This is a genomic window from Micromonospora sp. NPDC049047 (assembly GCF_040649135.1).
GTDB lineage: Bacteria > Actinomycetota > Actinomycetes > Mycobacteriales > Micromonosporaceae > Micromonospora.
This window is the reverse complement of the sequence record NZ_JBEZEY010000030.1, coordinates 26,090-41,609: the sequence shown is the minus strand read 5'-3', so window position 1 is coordinate 41,609 and position 15,520 is coordinate 26,090. Positions and strand designations below refer to the sequence as shown.

General features: G+C 71.6%; 13 protein-coding genes and 1 pseudogene. 8 read left to right on the top strand and 6 right to left on the bottom strand.

What is annotated here, in order from left to right:
- Positions 1 to 118: 118 nt before the first annotated feature.
- From AB0B86_RS31000 to AB0B86_RS30990, 3 genes and pseudogenes are all read right to left on the bottom strand, one after another.
- Positions 119 to 460: pseudogene (locus AB0B86_RS31000) on the bottom strand (DUF3140 domain-containing protein); the annotation flags it as partial.
- Positions 461 to 601: 141 nt separating this feature from the next.
- Positions 602 to 1,204, bottom strand: coding sequence for a Uma2 family endonuclease (locus AB0B86_RS30995; protein WP_357420307.1), 603 nt, complete (start codon positions 1,202 to 1,204; stop codon positions 602 to 604).
- Between the two features lie 57 nt (positions 1,205 to 1,261).
- Positions 1,262 to 2,068, bottom strand: a complete 807-nt coding sequence (locus AB0B86_RS30990; protein WP_357410812.1) for a class I SAM-dependent methyltransferase — start codon at positions 2,066 to 2,068, stop codon at positions 1,262 to 1,264.
- 494 nt (positions 2,069 to 2,562) lie between these two features.
- Between AB0B86_RS30990 and rpsA the strand changes: the two genes are divergently transcribed.
- Together rpsA and coaE are read left to right on the top strand one after the other, a co-directional pair.
- Entirely contained in the window at positions 2,563 to 4,071 is a 1,509-nt protein-coding gene (rpsA, locus tag AB0B86_RS30985; protein ID WP_030337999.1) for a 30S ribosomal protein S1, read from the top strand.
- Between the two features lie 391 nt (positions 4,072 to 4,462).
- Positions 4,463 to 5,644 carry a dephospho-CoA kinase gene (gene coaE, locus AB0B86_RS30980; RefSeq protein ID WP_357410814.1) on the top strand — a complete coding sequence of 394 codons (1,182 nt, stop codon included), beginning with the start codon at positions 4,463 to 4,465 and terminating at the stop codon, positions 5,642 to 5,644.
- A 10-nt stretch (positions 5,645 to 5,654) separates the two neighbouring features.
- Here the strand turns inward: coaE and AB0B86_RS30975 are convergent, their stop codons facing one another.
- On the bottom strand, positions 5,655 to 7,334 hold the full coding sequence (locus AB0B86_RS30975) for a hypothetical protein (RefSeq protein WP_357420306.1): 1,680 nt from the start codon (positions 7,332 to 7,334) through the stop codon (positions 5,655 to 5,657).
- 299 nt (positions 7,335 to 7,633) lie between these two features.
- Here AB0B86_RS30975 and uvrB point away from each other — a divergent pair, with 299 nt between their 5' ends.
- The 4 genes from uvrB to AB0B86_RS30955 all read left to right on the top strand — a co-directional run bounded on the left by uvrB (position 7,634) and on the right by AB0B86_RS30955 (position 12,351).
- Positions 7,634 to 9,742, top strand: a complete 2,109-nt coding sequence (gene uvrB / locus AB0B86_RS30970; RefSeq protein ID WP_357410818.1) for an excinuclease ABC subunit UvrB — start codon at positions 7,634 to 7,636, stop codon at positions 9,740 to 9,742.
- Positions 9,743 to 9,812: 70 nt separating this feature from the next.
- Entirely contained in the window at positions 9,813 to 10,751 is a 939-nt protein-coding gene (locus AB0B86_RS30965; protein ID WP_357420305.1) for a helix-turn-helix domain-containing protein, read from the top strand.
- An 81-nt stretch (positions 10,752 to 10,832) separates the two neighbouring features.
- On the top strand, positions 10,833 to 11,201 hold the full coding sequence (locus AB0B86_RS30960; RefSeq protein WP_357410822.1) for a VOC family protein: 369 nt from the start codon (positions 10,833 to 10,835) through the stop codon (positions 11,199 to 11,201).
- 292 nt (positions 11,202 to 11,493) lie between these two features.
- Positions 11,494 to 12,351: a helix-turn-helix transcriptional regulator gene (locus tag AB0B86_RS30955; RefSeq protein WP_357410824.1), complete on the top strand. Its 858-nt coding sequence runs from the start codon at positions 11,494 to 11,496 to the stop codon at positions 12,349 to 12,351.
- A gap of 115 nt (positions 12,352 to 12,466) precedes the next feature.
- Here AB0B86_RS30955 and AB0B86_RS30950 read toward each other — a convergent pair whose 3' ends face one another.
- Positions 12,467 to 12,760 carry an antibiotic biosynthesis monooxygenase family protein gene (locus AB0B86_RS30950; RefSeq protein ID WP_357410826.1) on the bottom strand — a complete coding sequence of 98 codons (294 nt, stop codon included), beginning with the start codon at positions 12,758 to 12,760 and terminating at the stop codon, positions 12,467 to 12,469.
- Positions 12,761 to 12,842: 82 nt separating this feature from the next.
- Between AB0B86_RS30950 and AB0B86_RS30945 the strand changes: the two genes are divergently transcribed.
- On the top strand, positions 12,843 to 13,199 hold the full coding sequence (locus AB0B86_RS30945; RefSeq protein ID WP_357420304.1) for an AAA family ATPase: 357 nt from the start codon (positions 12,843 to 12,845) through the stop codon (positions 13,197 to 13,199).
- Positions 13,200 to 13,507: 308 nt separating this feature from the next.
- The gene (locus AB0B86_RS30940; protein ID WP_357420303.1) at positions 13,508 to 14,506 is read left to right on the top strand and encodes a TerC family protein; all 999 of its coding nucleotides are present in this window, start codon (positions 13,508 to 13,510) and stop codon (positions 14,504 to 14,506) included.
- A 66-nt stretch (positions 14,507 to 14,572) separates the two neighbouring features.
- Here the strand turns inward: AB0B86_RS30940 and AB0B86_RS30935 are convergent, their stop codons facing one another.
- Positions 14,573 to 15,499 carry an NlpC/P60 family protein gene (locus AB0B86_RS30935; RefSeq protein WP_357420302.1) on the bottom strand — a complete coding sequence of 309 codons (927 nt, stop codon included), beginning with the start codon at positions 15,497 to 15,499 and terminating at the stop codon, positions 14,573 to 14,575.
- Positions 15,500 to 15,520: the final 21 nt, after the last annotated feature.

Genomic DNA, 15,520 nt, shown 5'->3' with positions numbered 1-15,520 from the left:
GGTCAGGCGTGATCCCTGCGTGGGTCGGACTGCCCCGGAACCCCTGACGAGGTCGTGTTGGTCGCGCCCGTCGCCCTGAGGGTTTGATCTGGAGTCGCTCGGTGGTGGGTCACTTCATCGGGTCGTGGCCCCAGTTCATCAGGGACCAGCGCCACTTGGTGTCGCGGACACTGCCGGAGGGGCGCTGCGCCATGTGCCGCCGTACGTAGCCGACCACCTTGCGCATGTGCTTGTAGTCGCCCTCGGACAGGTCGCCGCGTTTGCGACGCAGCAGGTTGATGATCTTTCGGCCGGACTCGTGCCCGACGGACTCGCCGCCACCGGAACGGCCGCCCTTGTGCCAGCCGACCCGCTTCGACTCGTCGGTCTCCAGCCAGGACGACAGCTCACCGGGCTTCATGTTCACCGCCTCGGTGAACTCCCGATAGGTGTCCCGGCCCTGATCGTCAGCCCTGCTCATGGCGCAACGCCTCGGGGTGCAGGGCCACGTCGCCCTTGGGGAATCTCTGTTCGGCCATACCCTCGGCTACCCGTCGCCGGTGGGGCGAAACTGCAGCGGCGTGAAACGGCTGCGGCGCGAAACGGCTGCGGCGCGAGACGGCTACGGCGTGATCTCGGCGATCGGCAGCTTCATGTCGAACGGCTCGGTCAGCTCGATCACGTCAGCACCGTCGGCGATCAGCTCGTACTGCCGCTCACCGCCCGGCCCCACCCGGTCGCCGATCCGGTACGCGTAGACGTGCACCGGGTCCTGCTCGATCCGCCAGTAGAACGGGATGCCGGCGGCGGCGTACTCCCCGGGCTTCGCGAACCGGTCGATCCGTCGTGTGCCCGGCGAAACGATCTCCACCGCGAGTACGACGTCCGTCGGCCGCAGAGTGGACCGGTTGGACGGCACCTCGGCACGGCAGAGCAGCACGTCCGGCTGACGGCTGGTGTTCCGACTGAGCCCGACCCCCACTGCCTGTGCGGCACGAAGGTCCGCTGGGGCGTGGGAGCGAAGCCATAGCCAGAGCAGGCTGCAGATGTCCTGATGGCCCAGGGTGGGGGAGGGTGTCACCTGGACAACTCCGTCGACGAGTTCGACGCGGGGGGCGTCGTCCGGCAGGGTGAGCAGGTCCTCCAGCGTGTAGTCGGCACGCTGCTGCCGCATCGGATCCGGACACCAGGGGCCAGGTGATGTCGGGATGGGCTCGGCGCTCATGGAGTCGAGCCTACCGGCGATCGATGGCTCGCAGGTCGGACCACGAGTGCGACGCGCTCAGTCGGCGGGCTTCTCGGTGACGAAGATGGCCGTACCGGGGAAGAGCCGTCCGCGCAGCGGGCTCCACTGCCCCCAGATCCCCTCGTGCCCCGCCGGCCACTCCGGCTCCACCAGGTCCACCAGCCGGAAGCCGGCGCCGACCAGCTCCCGGATCCGGTCGCCGAGCGTGCGGTGCTGCTCGACGTAGCTGGCCACGCCGGTCTCGTCCTGCTCGACGTAGGGAGAACGGTCGAAGTACGAGTGCACGGCGGTCAGCCCGCCCTCGCCGGGATCGTCGAGGAAGATCCAGCGCATCGGGTGGGTCACCGAGAACACCCACCGTCCACCGGGGCGCAGCACCCGGTGCACCTCGGCGTGCAGGGCCGCCGAGTCGTCAACGAACGGAATCGCGCCGAACGCGGTGCAGGCGATGTCGAACGACCGGTCGGCGAACGGCAGGGCGAGCGCGTCGGCCTGCACCAGCGGTACGCGTACCCCGGTGTCGTCGGCGGCCTTGGCGGCGTGCCGCAACATGCCGGCGGACAGGTCGAAGGCGACCGGCCGGGCACCCTGGGTGGCGAGCCAGCGGGCGGCCGCCGCCGCACCGCAGCCGACCTCCAGCACGCGTCGCCCGGACAGCTCACCGAGCAGGCCGGCGTCGGCCTCGCGGAGCCCTTCCGGACACCAGACGAAGTCCACGTCGCCGAGGAACGCGCCGTGCTCGGCCTGGTAGTCGTCGGCGTCGGTGTCCCACCAGCCGCGGTTGGCCCGCCGGACCTCGGCGTCACCCACCCGGCGCCGGGTGACCCGGCTGTCGTCATCCACGGCGCTCACGCTAGGCCCCACCCACCCGATTGGGCGCGGCGGCGTGCCCGCGGTCCGGGCGAATCACCCACCCCGGTGTACGGCGTGATCGACTCGGCTGTGGTGGAACCGGGGGTGTCCGGCCAGCGGGACCCCGGGTTGCAGGAAACCGAGTGGATCACGCAAGGCTGAGTGGATCGGGCAGGGCGGCGCGTGGGACTGCTGTGACGCACGAGACAGCAGGGGCATTTTCCGGGCGATTGTTCGTCTTTCGCAGGTCACCGCACGCAGAGAAGCCGGGAGGGCTTGCACCCTGTGGTAATGCGCACGGTAGGCTAGACGATGCGCTCGCGGATCGCGTTGCCTCGGCAGGGAGCAGGTGCGCGGTCGACGGAGCCACATCATGATCTCACTAGGCGATCGTTCGGTGTGCCCGGCGACGGATCCGCTGGCGCGAACAGGTCACTGCGACACCAGCCTGCCGTGACAACCCACCGACCGGAGCAACCGCCCACATGACGAGCAGCATCGAGGCCCCCTCGAGCGCCACCCGGGTCACCCACGACGATCTCGGTTCCGAGGAGGCATTCCTCGCCGCGATCGACGAGACCATCAAGTACTTCAACGACGGCGACATTGTCGAAGGCACCGTCGTCAAGGTCGATCGGGACGAGGTCCTGCTCGACATCGGCTACAAGACCGAGGGTGTCATCCCCTCTCGGGAGTTGTCGATCAAGCACGACGTGGACCCCGCCGAGGTTGTGACGGTTGGTGACCACATCGAGGCCCTGGTCCTCCAGAAGGAGGACAAGGAGGGTCGTCTGATCCTCTCCAAGAAGCGGGCGCAGTACGAGCGGGCCTGGGGCACGATCGAGAAGATCAAGGACGAGGACGGCGTCGTCCGCGGTTCGGTCATCGAGGTGGTCAAGGGCGGCCTCATCCTCGACATCGGGCTGCGCGGCTTCCTGCCCGCGTCCCTGGTCGAGATGCGTCGGGTGCGCGACCTGCAGCCGTACGTCGGGCGGGAGCTCGAGGCCAAGATCATCGAGCTGGACAAGAACCGCAACAACGTGGTTCTGTCCCGCCGGGCCTGGCTGGAGCAGACGCAGTCCGAGGTGCGCACCGAGTTCCTCAACAAGCTGCAGAAGGGCCAGGTCCGCAAGGGCGTCGTGTCCTCGATCGTCAACTTCGGCGCCTTCGTCGACCTTGGCGGCGTCGACGGTCTGGTGCACGTCTCCGAACTGTCCTGGAAGCACATCGACCACCCGTCTGAGGTTGTCGAGGTGGGCCAGGAGGTCGAGGTCGAGGTCCTGGACGTCGACCTGGACCGCGAGCGCGTCTCGCTGTCGCTGAAGGCGACCCAGGAGGACCCGTGGCGGCAGTTCGCCCGCACCCACGCGATCCAGCAGATCGTGCCGGGTAAGGTCACCAAGCTGGTGCCGTTCGGCGCCTTCGTCCGGGTGGACGACGGCATCGAGGGCCTGGTCCACATCTCCGAGCTGGCCGAGCGCCACGTGGAGATCCCGGAGCAGGTCGTCCAGGTCGGCTCCGAGGTCATGGTCAAGGTCATCGACATCGACCTGGAGCGCCGCCGGATCTCGCTGTCGCTCAAGCAGGCCAACGAGGGCTTCGTCGAGGGCGAGGAGCACTTCGACCCGACCCTCTACGGCATGGCCGCGACGTACGACACCGAGGGCAACTACATCTACCCGGAGGGCTTCGACCCGGAGACGGGCGAGTGGCTCGAGGGGTACGACAAGCAGCGCGAGACCTGGGAGAACCAGTACGCCGAGGCTCGTCTGCGTTGGGAGGCCCACACCAAGCAGGTGCAGACCTCTCGGGCCGCCGACGCCGAGGCTGCCGCCAACCCGACTCCGGTCGTCCCGGCCGCTGCCGGTGGCGGCGGTGGCACCACCTCCTCGTCCAGCCCGGCCCCGAGCCGGCAGGCCGAGGAGCCGGCCGGCACCCTGGCCACCGACGAGGCGCTCGCCGCACTGCGGGAGAAGCTCGCCGGCGGCAAGTGACCCGCTGAACGACTGAACGACGACGGGCCCCGTCCCCGCGATCTCCGGATCGTTGGGGGCGGGGCCTTCGCCGTACCCGGACGGCCGCTCGCGCTCGCCGTGGTCGGTGCCGCGCACTCCGCAGTGGTCGCCGCCGAGCGCTCCGCTGCGGTCGCCGCCGCGAGCTCGCTGCGGTTGGTGGCCCCGCAAGATCGTGCTCGTTCCTGGAAGTAGTGGCCTTGGGCGGTTGCTACACCACTAGAACCAGGATCGAGCACGATCTTGCCGCGCTGGCGCGCTGGCGGGGTGGGGGCTGGCGGGGTGGGGGCTGGCGGGGTGGGGGCGGGGGCTTCGGCGGAGCATGGTCGTGGCGGGTTTGGCGGCAGGGCTGGTGATCCGGTTGACTGGTCGCGTGCTGAGGGTGGGGTTGACCGGTGGGATCGGGTCGGGCAAGAGTGCGGTGGCGGCGCGGCTCGTCGAGCGGGGAGCGGTGCTCATCGACGCCGACCGGGTGGCCCGGGAGGTCGTCGCACCGGGCAGCGACGGGCTGGCCGAGATCGTCGCCGCCTTCTCCGGCGCGGTGCTTGACGCCGATGGCGCGCTGGACCGTGCCGCCCTGGGCGCTGTGGTGTTCGCCGACGAGAGCGCCCGCCGCCGGTTGGAGTCGATCACCCATCCTCGGGTCCGGGCTCGCACCGCGGAGTTGGTCGCCGCCGCACCCCCCGACGCGATCGTCGTCAACGACGTACCGCTGCTGGTGGAGGTAGGTCTCGCGCCCACGTACCACCTGGTGGTCGTGGTGCAGACGGCCGTGCCGACCCGACTGGAACGGCTGGTGCGCGACCGGGGGATGGATCGCGCGGAGGCCGAGCGGCGGATCGCCGCCCAGACCGACGACGCCCGTCGCCGGGCGGCCGCCGACGTGGTGCTCCGCAACGACGGGAGCCTGGCGGCGTTGCACGAGGCCGTCGACGCGCTCTGGCGGCATCGGCTGCGGCCCTACGAGGACAACCTGCGTCAGCGGCGGGTGGTCCCGCCGGGCGGGACCGACCCGGCGGCGACCGACGCGAGCTGGCCCGAGCAGTACGCGCGGCTGGCCGCCCGGATTCGGCACACCCTGGGCGCGGACGCGCTACGGATCGACCACATCGGCTCGACCGCCGTGCCCGGCGTGGCCGCCCAGAACGTCATCGACGTCCAGGTGGCCGTGTCGAGCCTCGCCGAGGCCGACGGGCCGCTCGCCGACCGGCTGGCGAACGCCGGGTTCCCGCGGATGCCGGGGCAGTGGTGGGACGATCCGCGCCCGGCTGGCAGCGGTCGGTGGGAGAAGCGGTTGCACGGCAGCGCCGACCCGGCTCGTCCGGTTCGCCTGCACGTGCGACTGGCCGGGTCGCCAGGCTGGCGGTACGCGTTGCTGATGCGCGATCACCTGCGTGCCGACCCGGATCAGCGGGCCGCGTACCTGCAACTCAAGCGGGACCTGGTGGACGCGGCCCCCGCCGCCGGCGACTCCGGCACGGCCCGGGACCCGTGGTTCGACGAGGAGTACCTGCGGGCCGAGCAGTGGGCCGCGCAGACCGGCTGGCGGCCCTGAGCGCACCGCTTCAGCGGGCCCCGGTCCGAGCGGGGGAGGGCAGAGGTTTCACCGCCGGCCGGGGCACCGGGGCCAGTCGGGGCACCGCGGCGGGCTGGAGCTCCAGTTGTGCCCACGCGTTGCCGCTGGTGTGCAGCTCCAGCCGCCGTAGCGACCCGTCACTGTCGATCCAGTAACGCAGCCGCGCGGCGGCCGGGCCCACCTCGATGACGTCCACCGTCCGTCCGGCGGCGACGTCCTCGCGTACCCGCAGGGCCGCACCGGCTGGCCCGACCGACCCGGCGGCCACCGCGGCGTCGACGAGCCGGCCCAGGTCGTCGCGGACGGACCGGGAGACCCGCCACGCTCCGGCCGGGGGCGGCAGGGGTGGCCGGCCCGGCGCCTCTGCCGTGCCGCCACCAGCCGCCGCCGCTGGCAGGTCCACCCGGGCCAGACCGGCGGGGTCGCATCGCAGCAGAGTCCGACGATCCGGTACGCCCAGGTCGGCGACCGCGAGGTACCCGGTGCGCGCCGTCCAGCTCAACCAGCCGGTGCCCCGCAGGTTCGTCTCGGTGCCCGTCGGCGCGGTGAGCGTGACCGCCGCACCGCCCTGGGCGCGGAGCCGGGCCGGCAGCCGATCCAACCGGCGCTGTTCGGCGTCGTTGAGTGCGCGGGGCAGACCTGGCCGGCCGCCGAGGGCGTCCACCGGCTGCAGGGTCGGCCGGTCCGCCCGGTGCAGCGTCACCGTGACCGGGCCGACGCCGGGCAATCGGGTGACGAGCTTGTGCAGCCGAGCGTCCTGGTCGAGCCAGTACCGGGTCTGCCCCGCCGGCTCGCTGCCCGTCGACCCGACACCCGGAACCTGCGCGGCGGCGCTGCTCGCGGTGGGGCTGCCCGCGGCGGCGCTGCCTGCGGTGGTGCCGCCAGCGGCTGGCGTCCCGGCGACCAGCGGCGCCTGGAGAACGTCCACCGGGCCGCCCGCCATGCTCTCCCGGGCTATCCAGCGTGCGGCGCCAGCCGGCACCGCCGGGGCCGCGTCCGGGCGGTCCGCCGCGAGGCCGAGCAGCAGGTCGAGCACCGGCGCCAGGCTGCTCCCCGGCCTCAGGTGGTGCAGCCGCCACCGATCGGTCGGGGGCACCAGCGGAGGTGCGGCCGGGACGGGCACCGCCGCCGGGTCGGGCCGGATCACCAGCACCGACCCGGCCCGCTGCAACAGCCCGCGTTCGGCACCCGCGCCGGGCCCGCCCACGTCCAGGTAGAGCAGGGAGCGCGACCAGTCCACCCAGCCCACCAGCTCGATCCGGGCCGCGTCGACGCCGGTGCTGACGCGGACCCCGGCGCGCAGATCCCGCAGGTTGGTGACCCGCAAGGCGGCCAGCCGCTCGCCTTCGGCGGAGGTCAGCGGCCGGGCGGGCGCGGGTGGGTCCGGTGCCCAGCTCAACAACCCGAGCACCAACGCCGTCGCGGACGTCACAGCGGTCAGGCCGAGCAGCATCAGCACGGTACGTCGTCGTCGGCTGGCCGGTCGCGGACCGGCGCTGCCGGTCGTCTCGGCGGCCGAGTCGGTGCGGTGCCGTCCGGTGCCGAGTCCGGCGGCCGGCGCGCTGGGCTGGCCCGTCGTGGACGTGTTCCGCCGGCCGGTGCCGTCTGGGCGGGGCGTGGCGGCGGCGGTGGGGGCGGGGTCGGGTGGCGGGGTCGCAGAGGTGTCCACGGTTGGGAAACGGGCGGAGCGGCGCCGGGGTGACGAGCAGGGGCGCTCGCGGCGGCCGGTCTGCGCCTCGAGCGCGACCACACGGGTGCGCACGCCGGACGAGCCGGGTGCTGCGACCGCAGTGCCGGGGGCGGCCGGCCGTGATGACGGCCTGGCCACCGGCCCGGTCGGCCGCCGCGAGCGGCCTACATGGAGAGGGTAGTCCCGGTGACATGGGCCACACAATGGGAATATTGAAGCCGATCACGTACCTGGCGTGACGGCCGTTCCTGTCGGACCTCCGGCGTACCGTTGACGGCATGGCGCTCGACATTCCCCGGCTCGACAGCCGCTTCCAGGTCGTCAGTGACTTCCAGCCGGCCGGCGACCAACCGGCGGCCATTGACGAACTTGAGCGTCGGGTCCGACGCGGCGACCGCAACACAGTTCTGCTCGGCGCGACCGGCACGGGCAAGAGCGCCACCACGGCGTGGCTGATCGAGCGGTTGCAGCGCCCGACCCTGGTGCTCGCCCCGAACAAGACGCTCTGCGCGCAGCTGGCCAAGGAGTTCAGCGAGCTGCTGCCGCACAACGCCGTCGAATACTTCGTCTCGTACTACGACTATTACCAGCCCGAGGCGTATATCCCGCAGACCGACACCTACATCGAGAAGGACTCCTCGATCAACGAGGAGGTGGAGCGGCTGCGGCACTCGGCGACGATGTCGCTGCTGACCCGCCGCGACGTGATCGTGGTGGCGACCGTCTCGGCGATCTACGGCCTGGGCACTCCGGAGGAGTACCTCAACCGGGCGGTGAAGGTGCAGGTCGGGCACGAGCTCGACCGCGACCAACTGCTGCGCCGGCTTGTCGACATCCAGTACACCCGCAACGACATGGCCTTCCAGCGCGGCACCTTCCGGGTCCGCGGCGACACGCTGGAGATCATCCCGGCGTACGAGGAGCTGGCGATCCGGATCGAGTTGTTCGGTGACGAGGTGGAGAAGCTCTACTACCTCAACCCGTTGACAGGTGACGTGGTCCGCGAGGTCGACCAGCTGGTGATCTTCCCGGCCACGCACTACGCGGCCGGTCCGGAGCGGATGGAACGGGCGATCCGGGACATCGAGGTGGAGTTGGCCGAGCGGCTCGCCGAGCTGGAGCGGCAGGGCAAGCTGCTGGAGGCGCAGCGGCTGCGGATGCGCACCACCTACGACATCGAGATGATGCGCCAGGTGGGCTTCTGCTCCGGCATCGAGAACTACTCGATGCACATGGACGGGCGGCTGCCCGGCAGCCCGCCACACGCCCTGCTCGACTACTTCCCCGACGACTTCCTCACCGTCGTCGACGAGTCGCATGTGACCATCCCGCAGATCGGCAGCATGTACGAGGGCGACGCGTCCCGCAAGCGGATGCTCATCGACCACGGCTTCCGGCTGCCCAGCGCGGCCGACAACCGGCCGCTGCGCTTCGACGAGTTCCTGGAGCGGGTCGGTCAGATGGTCTTCCTGTCCGCGACGCCGGGCACGTGGGAGATGGAGCAGGCCCAGGGCGAGTTCGTCGAGCAGGTCATCCGGCCCACCGGCCTGGTCGACCCGGAGGTCGTGATCAAGCCGACCAAGGGCCAGATCGACGACCTGATGCACGAGATCAAGCTGCGGACCGACAAGGACGAGCGGGTCCTGGTCACCACCCTGACCAAGAAGATGGCCGAGGACCTGTCGGACTACCTCCTGGAGAACGGCGTCCGGGTGCGTTACCTGCACTCCGAGGTCGACACGCTGCGCCGGGTGGAGTTGCTGCGCGAGCTGCGCCAGGGCGAGTACGACGTGCTCGTCGGCATCAACCTGCTCCGCGAGGGTCTGGACCTGCCCGAGGTGTCGCTTGTGGCGATCCTCGACGCCGACAAGGAGGGCTTCCTGCGCAGCGGCCGGTCGTTGATCCAGACCATCGGGCGAGCCGCCCGTAACGTCTCCGGCCAGGTGCACATGTACGCCGACAAGATCACGCCGTCGATGGCGGCGGCGATCGACGAGACCGATCGGCGCCGGGCCAAGCAGATCGCGCACAACGAGGCGCACGGGATCAGCCCGGAGCCGTTGCGTAAGAAGATCCACGACATCCTTGACGACATCTACCGCGAGGCGGAGGACACCGAAAACTCCCACGTCGGCGGCGCGGTGCGTCAGCTCTCCCGGGGCAAGGCGCCGGTCAAGGAGACCCGCAGCCGGAGCCGGGGCGCCGCCACTACCACCTCGCGGGAGGGGATGGCCCGCGCCGACCTCGCCCAGCTCATCCAGGAGCTCAACGACCAGATGCTGGCTGCCGCCCGCGAGCTGCAGTTCGAGCTGGCGGCCCGGATCCGGGACGAGGTCTCCGACCTGAAGAAGGAGCTGCGGGGGATGGACGCCGCCGGGGTGAAGTGACGACCAGCGGCCGGGCGTGCGCGGCGCCCCGTTGGGGACGCGGCCGGGCCGGAAGGAAGGTGGGGCGAGGATGACCGCTGTGGCACCGGTCGATGAGCTGGTCCTCGGGCTGCCCGCGGTCAGTCTGCGCCCGTTCGTCGACAGGTACGTCGGCTACCGGGAACAGGCGCACCTGCCGCTGGTCCGCCGGGAGTCGGCGGGCGTCTTCGTGGTGCTGATCCTGGGCTGGGGTGCTCCGCTGGACGTGACCGATCCGCGCAGTGCGGAGCGCGGTGCCAGCCGGGTCGACTCGTTCGTGGCCGGCACCTTCGACGGTTGGTGCACCACGCGTACGTCGGGCGTGGGGGAGGGCGTCGAGCTGCTGCTCGCTCCACTGACCGCCCGTCGGCTGCTCGGCCTGCCGCTCAGTGAGTTGACCAACCGTGCCGTAGGTGTCGGGCAGCTCCCCGGCCACTGGCTGGATCGGCTGCGGGGCCAGCTCGCCGAGGCGGCGGCCTGGCCGGAGCGGTTCGCCCTGCTCGACCGGGTGCTCGCCGGCCGCCTGGCGGAGTCGCCGCCCGTGGACGCCCGGCTCGACTGGGCGTGGCGGCGGTTGGTGGCCCGCCGGGGCCAGGAGGGCGTCGGTGTGCTCGCCGACGAGCTGGGCTGGAGTCGGCGGCACCTCGCGTCCCGGTTCCGGGAGGAGATCGGGCTGCCACCCAAGATGGTCGCCCGGTTGCTGCGCTTCCAGCACGCGTGCACGGTGTTGAGCGACGTGCGGCCGAACGCGGTGACCGGGCCAGGTGCCAGGCCGCCGACCGGTGCTTGCCAGCCCGCAGGCGGCGTCGCCCCGTCCGGCCCGGGGCTGTCCGGCCTGGCCTCAGCCGGCCGGGGACCGGTGGTGGACTGGGCTGCGGTGGCGGCCCGCTGCGGTTACTACGACCAGTCCCACCTGATTCGGGACTTCCACCAGTTCGCGGGGGCGACCCCGGCCGCGCTGCTCGCCGCTCGTTCGACGCTGTCCGTCTGACGCACCACCCGGTCGCGGAGCGACCCGCCGAGGTCACATTCGTCCAATCCGGTTGCGGGCTGCCGGGCGCAAACTGTGGTCATGCGAACCGTCTATCCCGTCTTCCGTTACCCCGATCCCCGCGCCGCGATCGACTGGCTCGGCACCGCCTTCGGTTTCCAGGTGCACTCCGTGCACGAAGCTCCGGACGGCACCGTCGCGCACGCCGAACTCGTCTTCGACGGCGGCATGATCATGCTGGGCGCTCGGGCCGACGTGACGTCCCGGTCGGCCGACGACGACTGGTCGGTGTACGTGGCAGTGCCGGACGTCGACGCCCACTGTGCCCAGGCCCGCGCGGCCGGGGCCGAGATCACCCAGGAACCGTTCGACACCGACTACGGCTCCCGCGACTACGCCGCACGCGACCTGGCCGGCAACGTCTGGGCCTTCGGCAGCTACCGGCCCTGAGCCGGGGCTGGCCGTTGCGGCTGGTGCGGCCGGCGGGGGGTGGCGGGTGACGGCCCGCCAGGCATGGTCGGCCGCAGCGTGCTGCCGGTGCGTCGGCACGATCGCGCACCGGCAGCACGTGCCAGCCGGCATCCGCGCCCGGGCCCCGGCCGCAGCCGCCACTGGGCCCCGCAGTCGACGTGGCACAGTCGGTCCGATCACCGACCGCGCCGAATGACCTGATTGCGGTGAGCGAGCAAACTATTGCACTGGGTGATCGTCCTGCGTACGCTCCCTCGTTGGGGAGGCCGGGATGCCGCTGCCAACGAGTCCTGTCATTCGACGTGCACGTCTGGGCGCTGAGTTGCGCCAGCTACGTCGGCGCGAGGCGCTGACCCTGGAGCAGGTCTGCGACCGGCTGGGTTGGGCCTCGACGTCGAAGCTGTCCCGCATCGAGCTGGGCCAGAGCCGTCCGGACCTCGCCGACGTGCTCGATCTGCTGGACATCTACAAGGTGCCCACTCCGACCCGGGACGCGCTGATCGTGATCGCCCGCGATGCGGCGACCAGCCGGGGTTGGTGGAAGACGCTCGGCGAGATGAGCGAGAGGCAGCGCACCTACGCCGAGTTGGAGGCGGGTGCGGCCGACATCGTCGAATACCAGCCCACTGTGGTGCCGGGGCTGCTCCAGACGCCCGCGTACACCCGGGTGCTGGTGGAGGCCGGCGCGCAGTTCACGCCGGAGATCGATGTGGAGGCCGAGGTGCGGGCCCGGACGCTACGGCAGGAGGTGCTGCGGCGCGCCTATCCGCCGCGGTACACGGCGGTGCTCGCCGCGGCCGTCTGCGATCCCGGCGACCTGCCGGTGCCGGTGTGGCGTGAGCAGCTCCGGCACCTGGTCACAGTGACCGGGCTGTCCCACGTCACGGTGCGGCTGCTGCCCCGCGGGGCGGCCGGTGCGGGGCTGCACCCGCTCACGCCGTACTCCTGCTATGCCTTTCCCGACCCGGCGGACCCGCGGACGGTGATGATCGAGGCGTTGACCACCGACGTCCGGTTGGCCACAGTGCTCGACGTCGGGCGCTACGAGCGGATGACCGAGGCGCTGCTGGCGGCCGCGCTGTCGCCGGAGGAGACGGTCACCGCGCTGGCCCGGCGCGTCGGCGAGTAGCGGGTGGGCAGGGTGGCACGCCGCGCGGCCACCGTGCCCGGCGCCCCCGAGACCGTCGGGACCGGTGACCGGCGCGTGCGCGGAGCACGGTAACGCCGGGGTACGACAGAGTCGCTCAGGCCGGTACGTCGAGGAAGTGTTCGACCAGGGGCGGCCCGGCGAAGTGGGGGCCGATCAGCGCCCGCCACTGCTCGAACCGCTCGGTGGCCCGGAAGTTCTTCTCGTGCGCCTCGACCGAGTCCCATTCGACGAGCAGCACGAAGCGGGTCGGAGACTCGATTCCCCGGGTCATCCGGACGGACCGGCAGCCGGTCGCCCCGGCGAGCACCGGGTGACCCTCGGCGTACGCGGCGGCGAACGCGTCCTCATGTCCGGGTAGTACGTCGATCAGCGCGACCTCAAGCACCATGGTGGACAGCCTCCCACGAGCCTGCGGGCAGTTGGTGTCGCGGGGTCTGTTCCGGTGCCGGCGACACCCCTAGGGTGGCCTCGTGATCATTGACTGGCTGACCGGCACCGCGTTTCGGGTGGCCGGTACGGGCACCACCTGGGCCGAGCTGTTGGGCTTCGTGACCGGGGTGCTGGCGGCGGCCCGCCGGCCGGCGTTGTATCTGCTGACGGATCACCGGGGGGTGCCGTTCACCGATGACGGGCTGCGCGACGGGGAGCACCTGCGGGCCTGGATGACCGAGCGGTTCCGGGCCGAGCTGGCGGGGTGCGGGGTGCCGGCGGTGGAGCTGACCGGGTCGCCGGCCGACCGGTTGGCCCGGGCGGTACGGGCCTGCGACGCGGTGCTCGCCGCGGGCTGGTCGCTCGCCGACCCGATCGCCGCACCCGACTCGCACTAGCCTCCTAGGAAACCCTTGACGGTGTGAGAGGGACCGGCGGTGTCACGCCGCCCGGGGTGTGATCACGGGGCGTGGTGGGCAACAATGGTCACCGAGGAGGGGAGTATTCCCCCGCAACGGAGTCGTCAGCACGGTCGACCGTCGGAACCACGGCGGCGCGACCCGGCCCCGTAGGTCGCCACCCCTGTTGCCGGGGCGGCGGCGGAAGAGACCTCCGACAGTCACCAGAGTGAGCGACAGCGGCACGCCGGCCCCCGCTGGGGGCGTACGGTGTGCCCGACGCCGCGTGTCTGCCGGAGGAATGAACGTTGGACGTGTCCGGATTGGTGTGGGCGGCGACGCTTGTCGCACTGACTGCGGTCCTGCTCGTTGACCTGTTGATCATCGGACGGCGCCCGCACGAGCCGAGTGTGCGGGAGTCGAGCCTCTGGGTCGCCTTCTATGTGGGGCTCGCCCTGATCTTCGGCGCGGGTCTCTGGCTGACCGCCGGTGCCAGTGCGGCCGGCCAGTTCTACACCGGCTGGCTCACCGAGTACAGCCTCTCGGTGGACAACCTCTTCGTCTTCGTGATCATCATGGCCCGCTTCGGGGTGCCCCGGCAGTACCAGCAGAAGGTGCTGCTCGTCGGAATAGTGCTGGCACTTGTGATGCGCGGCGGGTTCATCGCCGCCGGCGCGGCGCTGATCTCGCAGTTCTCCTGGGTCTTCTACATCTTCGGCGCGTTCCTGATCTACACAGCGGTCAACCTGGCCCGCCAGGGCGAACCGGACGAGGACGAGTTCTCCGAGAACGTGCTGATCCGGTGGAGCCGTAAGGCGCTGCCGATCTCGAAGGACTACGACAGCGCGAAGCTCACCACCCGTGTGGACGGCCGGCGACTGTTCACCCCCATGCTGATCGTGATGATCGCGATCGGCACCACCGACCTGATCTTCGCGCTGGACTCGATCCCGGCGATCTTCGGCATCACCCAGGAGCCGTACCTGGTCTTCACCGCGAACGTCTTCGCGCTGATGGGCCTGCGTCAGCTCTACTTCCTGCTCGGTGGCCTGCTCGACCGCCTGATCTACCTGAGCTACGGCCTGGCCGTGGTGCTCGGCTTCATCGGGGTCAAGCTGGTGCTCGAGGCGTTGGCCGACAACAACCTGCCGTTCATCAACGGCGGCGAGCACGTCGGCTGGGCGCCACACATCCCGATCTGGCTGTCGCTGCTGGTGATCATCGGCACCCTGGGCGTCGCCACCGCCGCCAGCCTGGTCAAGTCCGCCCGGGACCGGCGTCGCGAGTTGGCCGACGCCCGTCGCTGACCGGGCACCGGCCGGGTGCCCCAGGGCGTCCGGCCGGTCCGGCTCGTGCGCGCGCCGTTCCGCCGGTCAGACCCGGTGCGCGCCGACCAGCGTGGCGGTGCGGTCGGCCGGCAGGGGCTCCTCGATGACCCGCCGCCGCCGGTAGCAGGCGTGCAGCATCCGCCGCTCGCCGCCACCGCCCGGTGCGGCGGTGACGATGCCGATGTGGTGGATCTTGCGCCCGGGTCGGGCGAAGAAGTAGAGGTCGCCGGGGCGTTCCGCCCCCAACGCCAGTGGGGTGGTGGCCACGGCCTGGTCGTCGGCGTCGCGCGGCAGCAGCACCCCGAACCGCCGCCAGGCCAGGTGCACCAGGCCGGAGCAGTCGATGCCGTGTGCGGAGAGACCACCCCAGATGTAGACGACGTCCAGCAGTCGTTGCGCTACCGCGAGCGCCTGCTCGGCGTCCGGCGACGCTGCCGACGCCGGGACCAGGTGGCTGTCCGGCAGCCAGAGCGGCCTGGCCTGCCCGGGGGCGTGCACCGGCCGCCAGTCGTCACGGGCCGGGCCGGCCGGGACCAGGCGGGTGCCGACGACGACGCCGGGCAACACCACAGGTCCATCCGGGGCGGCGTGCAGCCCGGTGACCGTGGCGTCCACCACCAGCGGGCGGTCGGGGCTGGTCTCGGCGGCCGGGTCGAGCGCGACCAGTTGGTCGGCGGGCAGCCAACCCGGGTAGCCGCGCGGATCCAGCTTGGCGGCTGGCTGTTCGACGGCGACGACCCGGGCCCAGCCGTCCGGTCGCAGCTCGCTGACCAGCACCCGCTCACCGAGCAGAAGCTGGCTCAGCACACAGTCGCCCACCTGTTGCTCGGTGCTGAGACCGGAGACCCAGGCCGGGATGTCGGCACCGGCGGTCAACGCCGGGCGGTCGACCGGCCGGACCGCCTCGGGGGAGGTCCACAGTGTTGCCACAGCGACCCGGACGACGGCCTCGCGGCCCGGTTGCAGCTCCACGTCAACCCCCAGATCCAGTCG

Bases quoted from the DNA above. Each gene is read 5' to 3' on its own strand.
- AB0B86_RS30995 (WP_357420307.1), bottom strand. From the start codon at position 1,204: ATGAGCGCCGAGCCCATCCCGACATCACCTGGCCCCTGGTGTCCGGAT.
- rpsA (WP_030337999.1), top strand. From the start codon at position 2,563: ATGACGAGCAGCATCGAGGCCCCCTCGAGCGCCACCCGGGTCACCCAC.
- uvrB (WP_357410818.1), top strand. From the start codon at position 7,634: ATGGCGCTCGACATTCCCCGGCTCGACAGCCGCTTCCAGGTCGTCAGT.
- AB0B86_RS30965 (WP_357420305.1), top strand. From the start codon at position 9,813: ATGACCGCTGTGGCACCGGTCGATGAGCTGGTCCTCGGGCTGCCCGCG.
- AB0B86_RS30960 (WP_357410822.1), top strand. From the start codon at position 10,833: ATGCGAACCGTCTATCCCGTCTTCCGTTACCCCGATCCCCGCGCCGCG.
- AB0B86_RS30955 (WP_357410824.1), top strand. From the start codon at position 11,494: ATGCCGCTGCCAACGAGTCCTGTCATTCGACGTGCACGTCTGGGCGCT.
- AB0B86_RS30950 (WP_357410826.1), bottom strand. From the start codon at position 12,760: ATGGTGCTTGAGGTCGCGCTGATCGACGTACTACCCGGACATGAGGAC.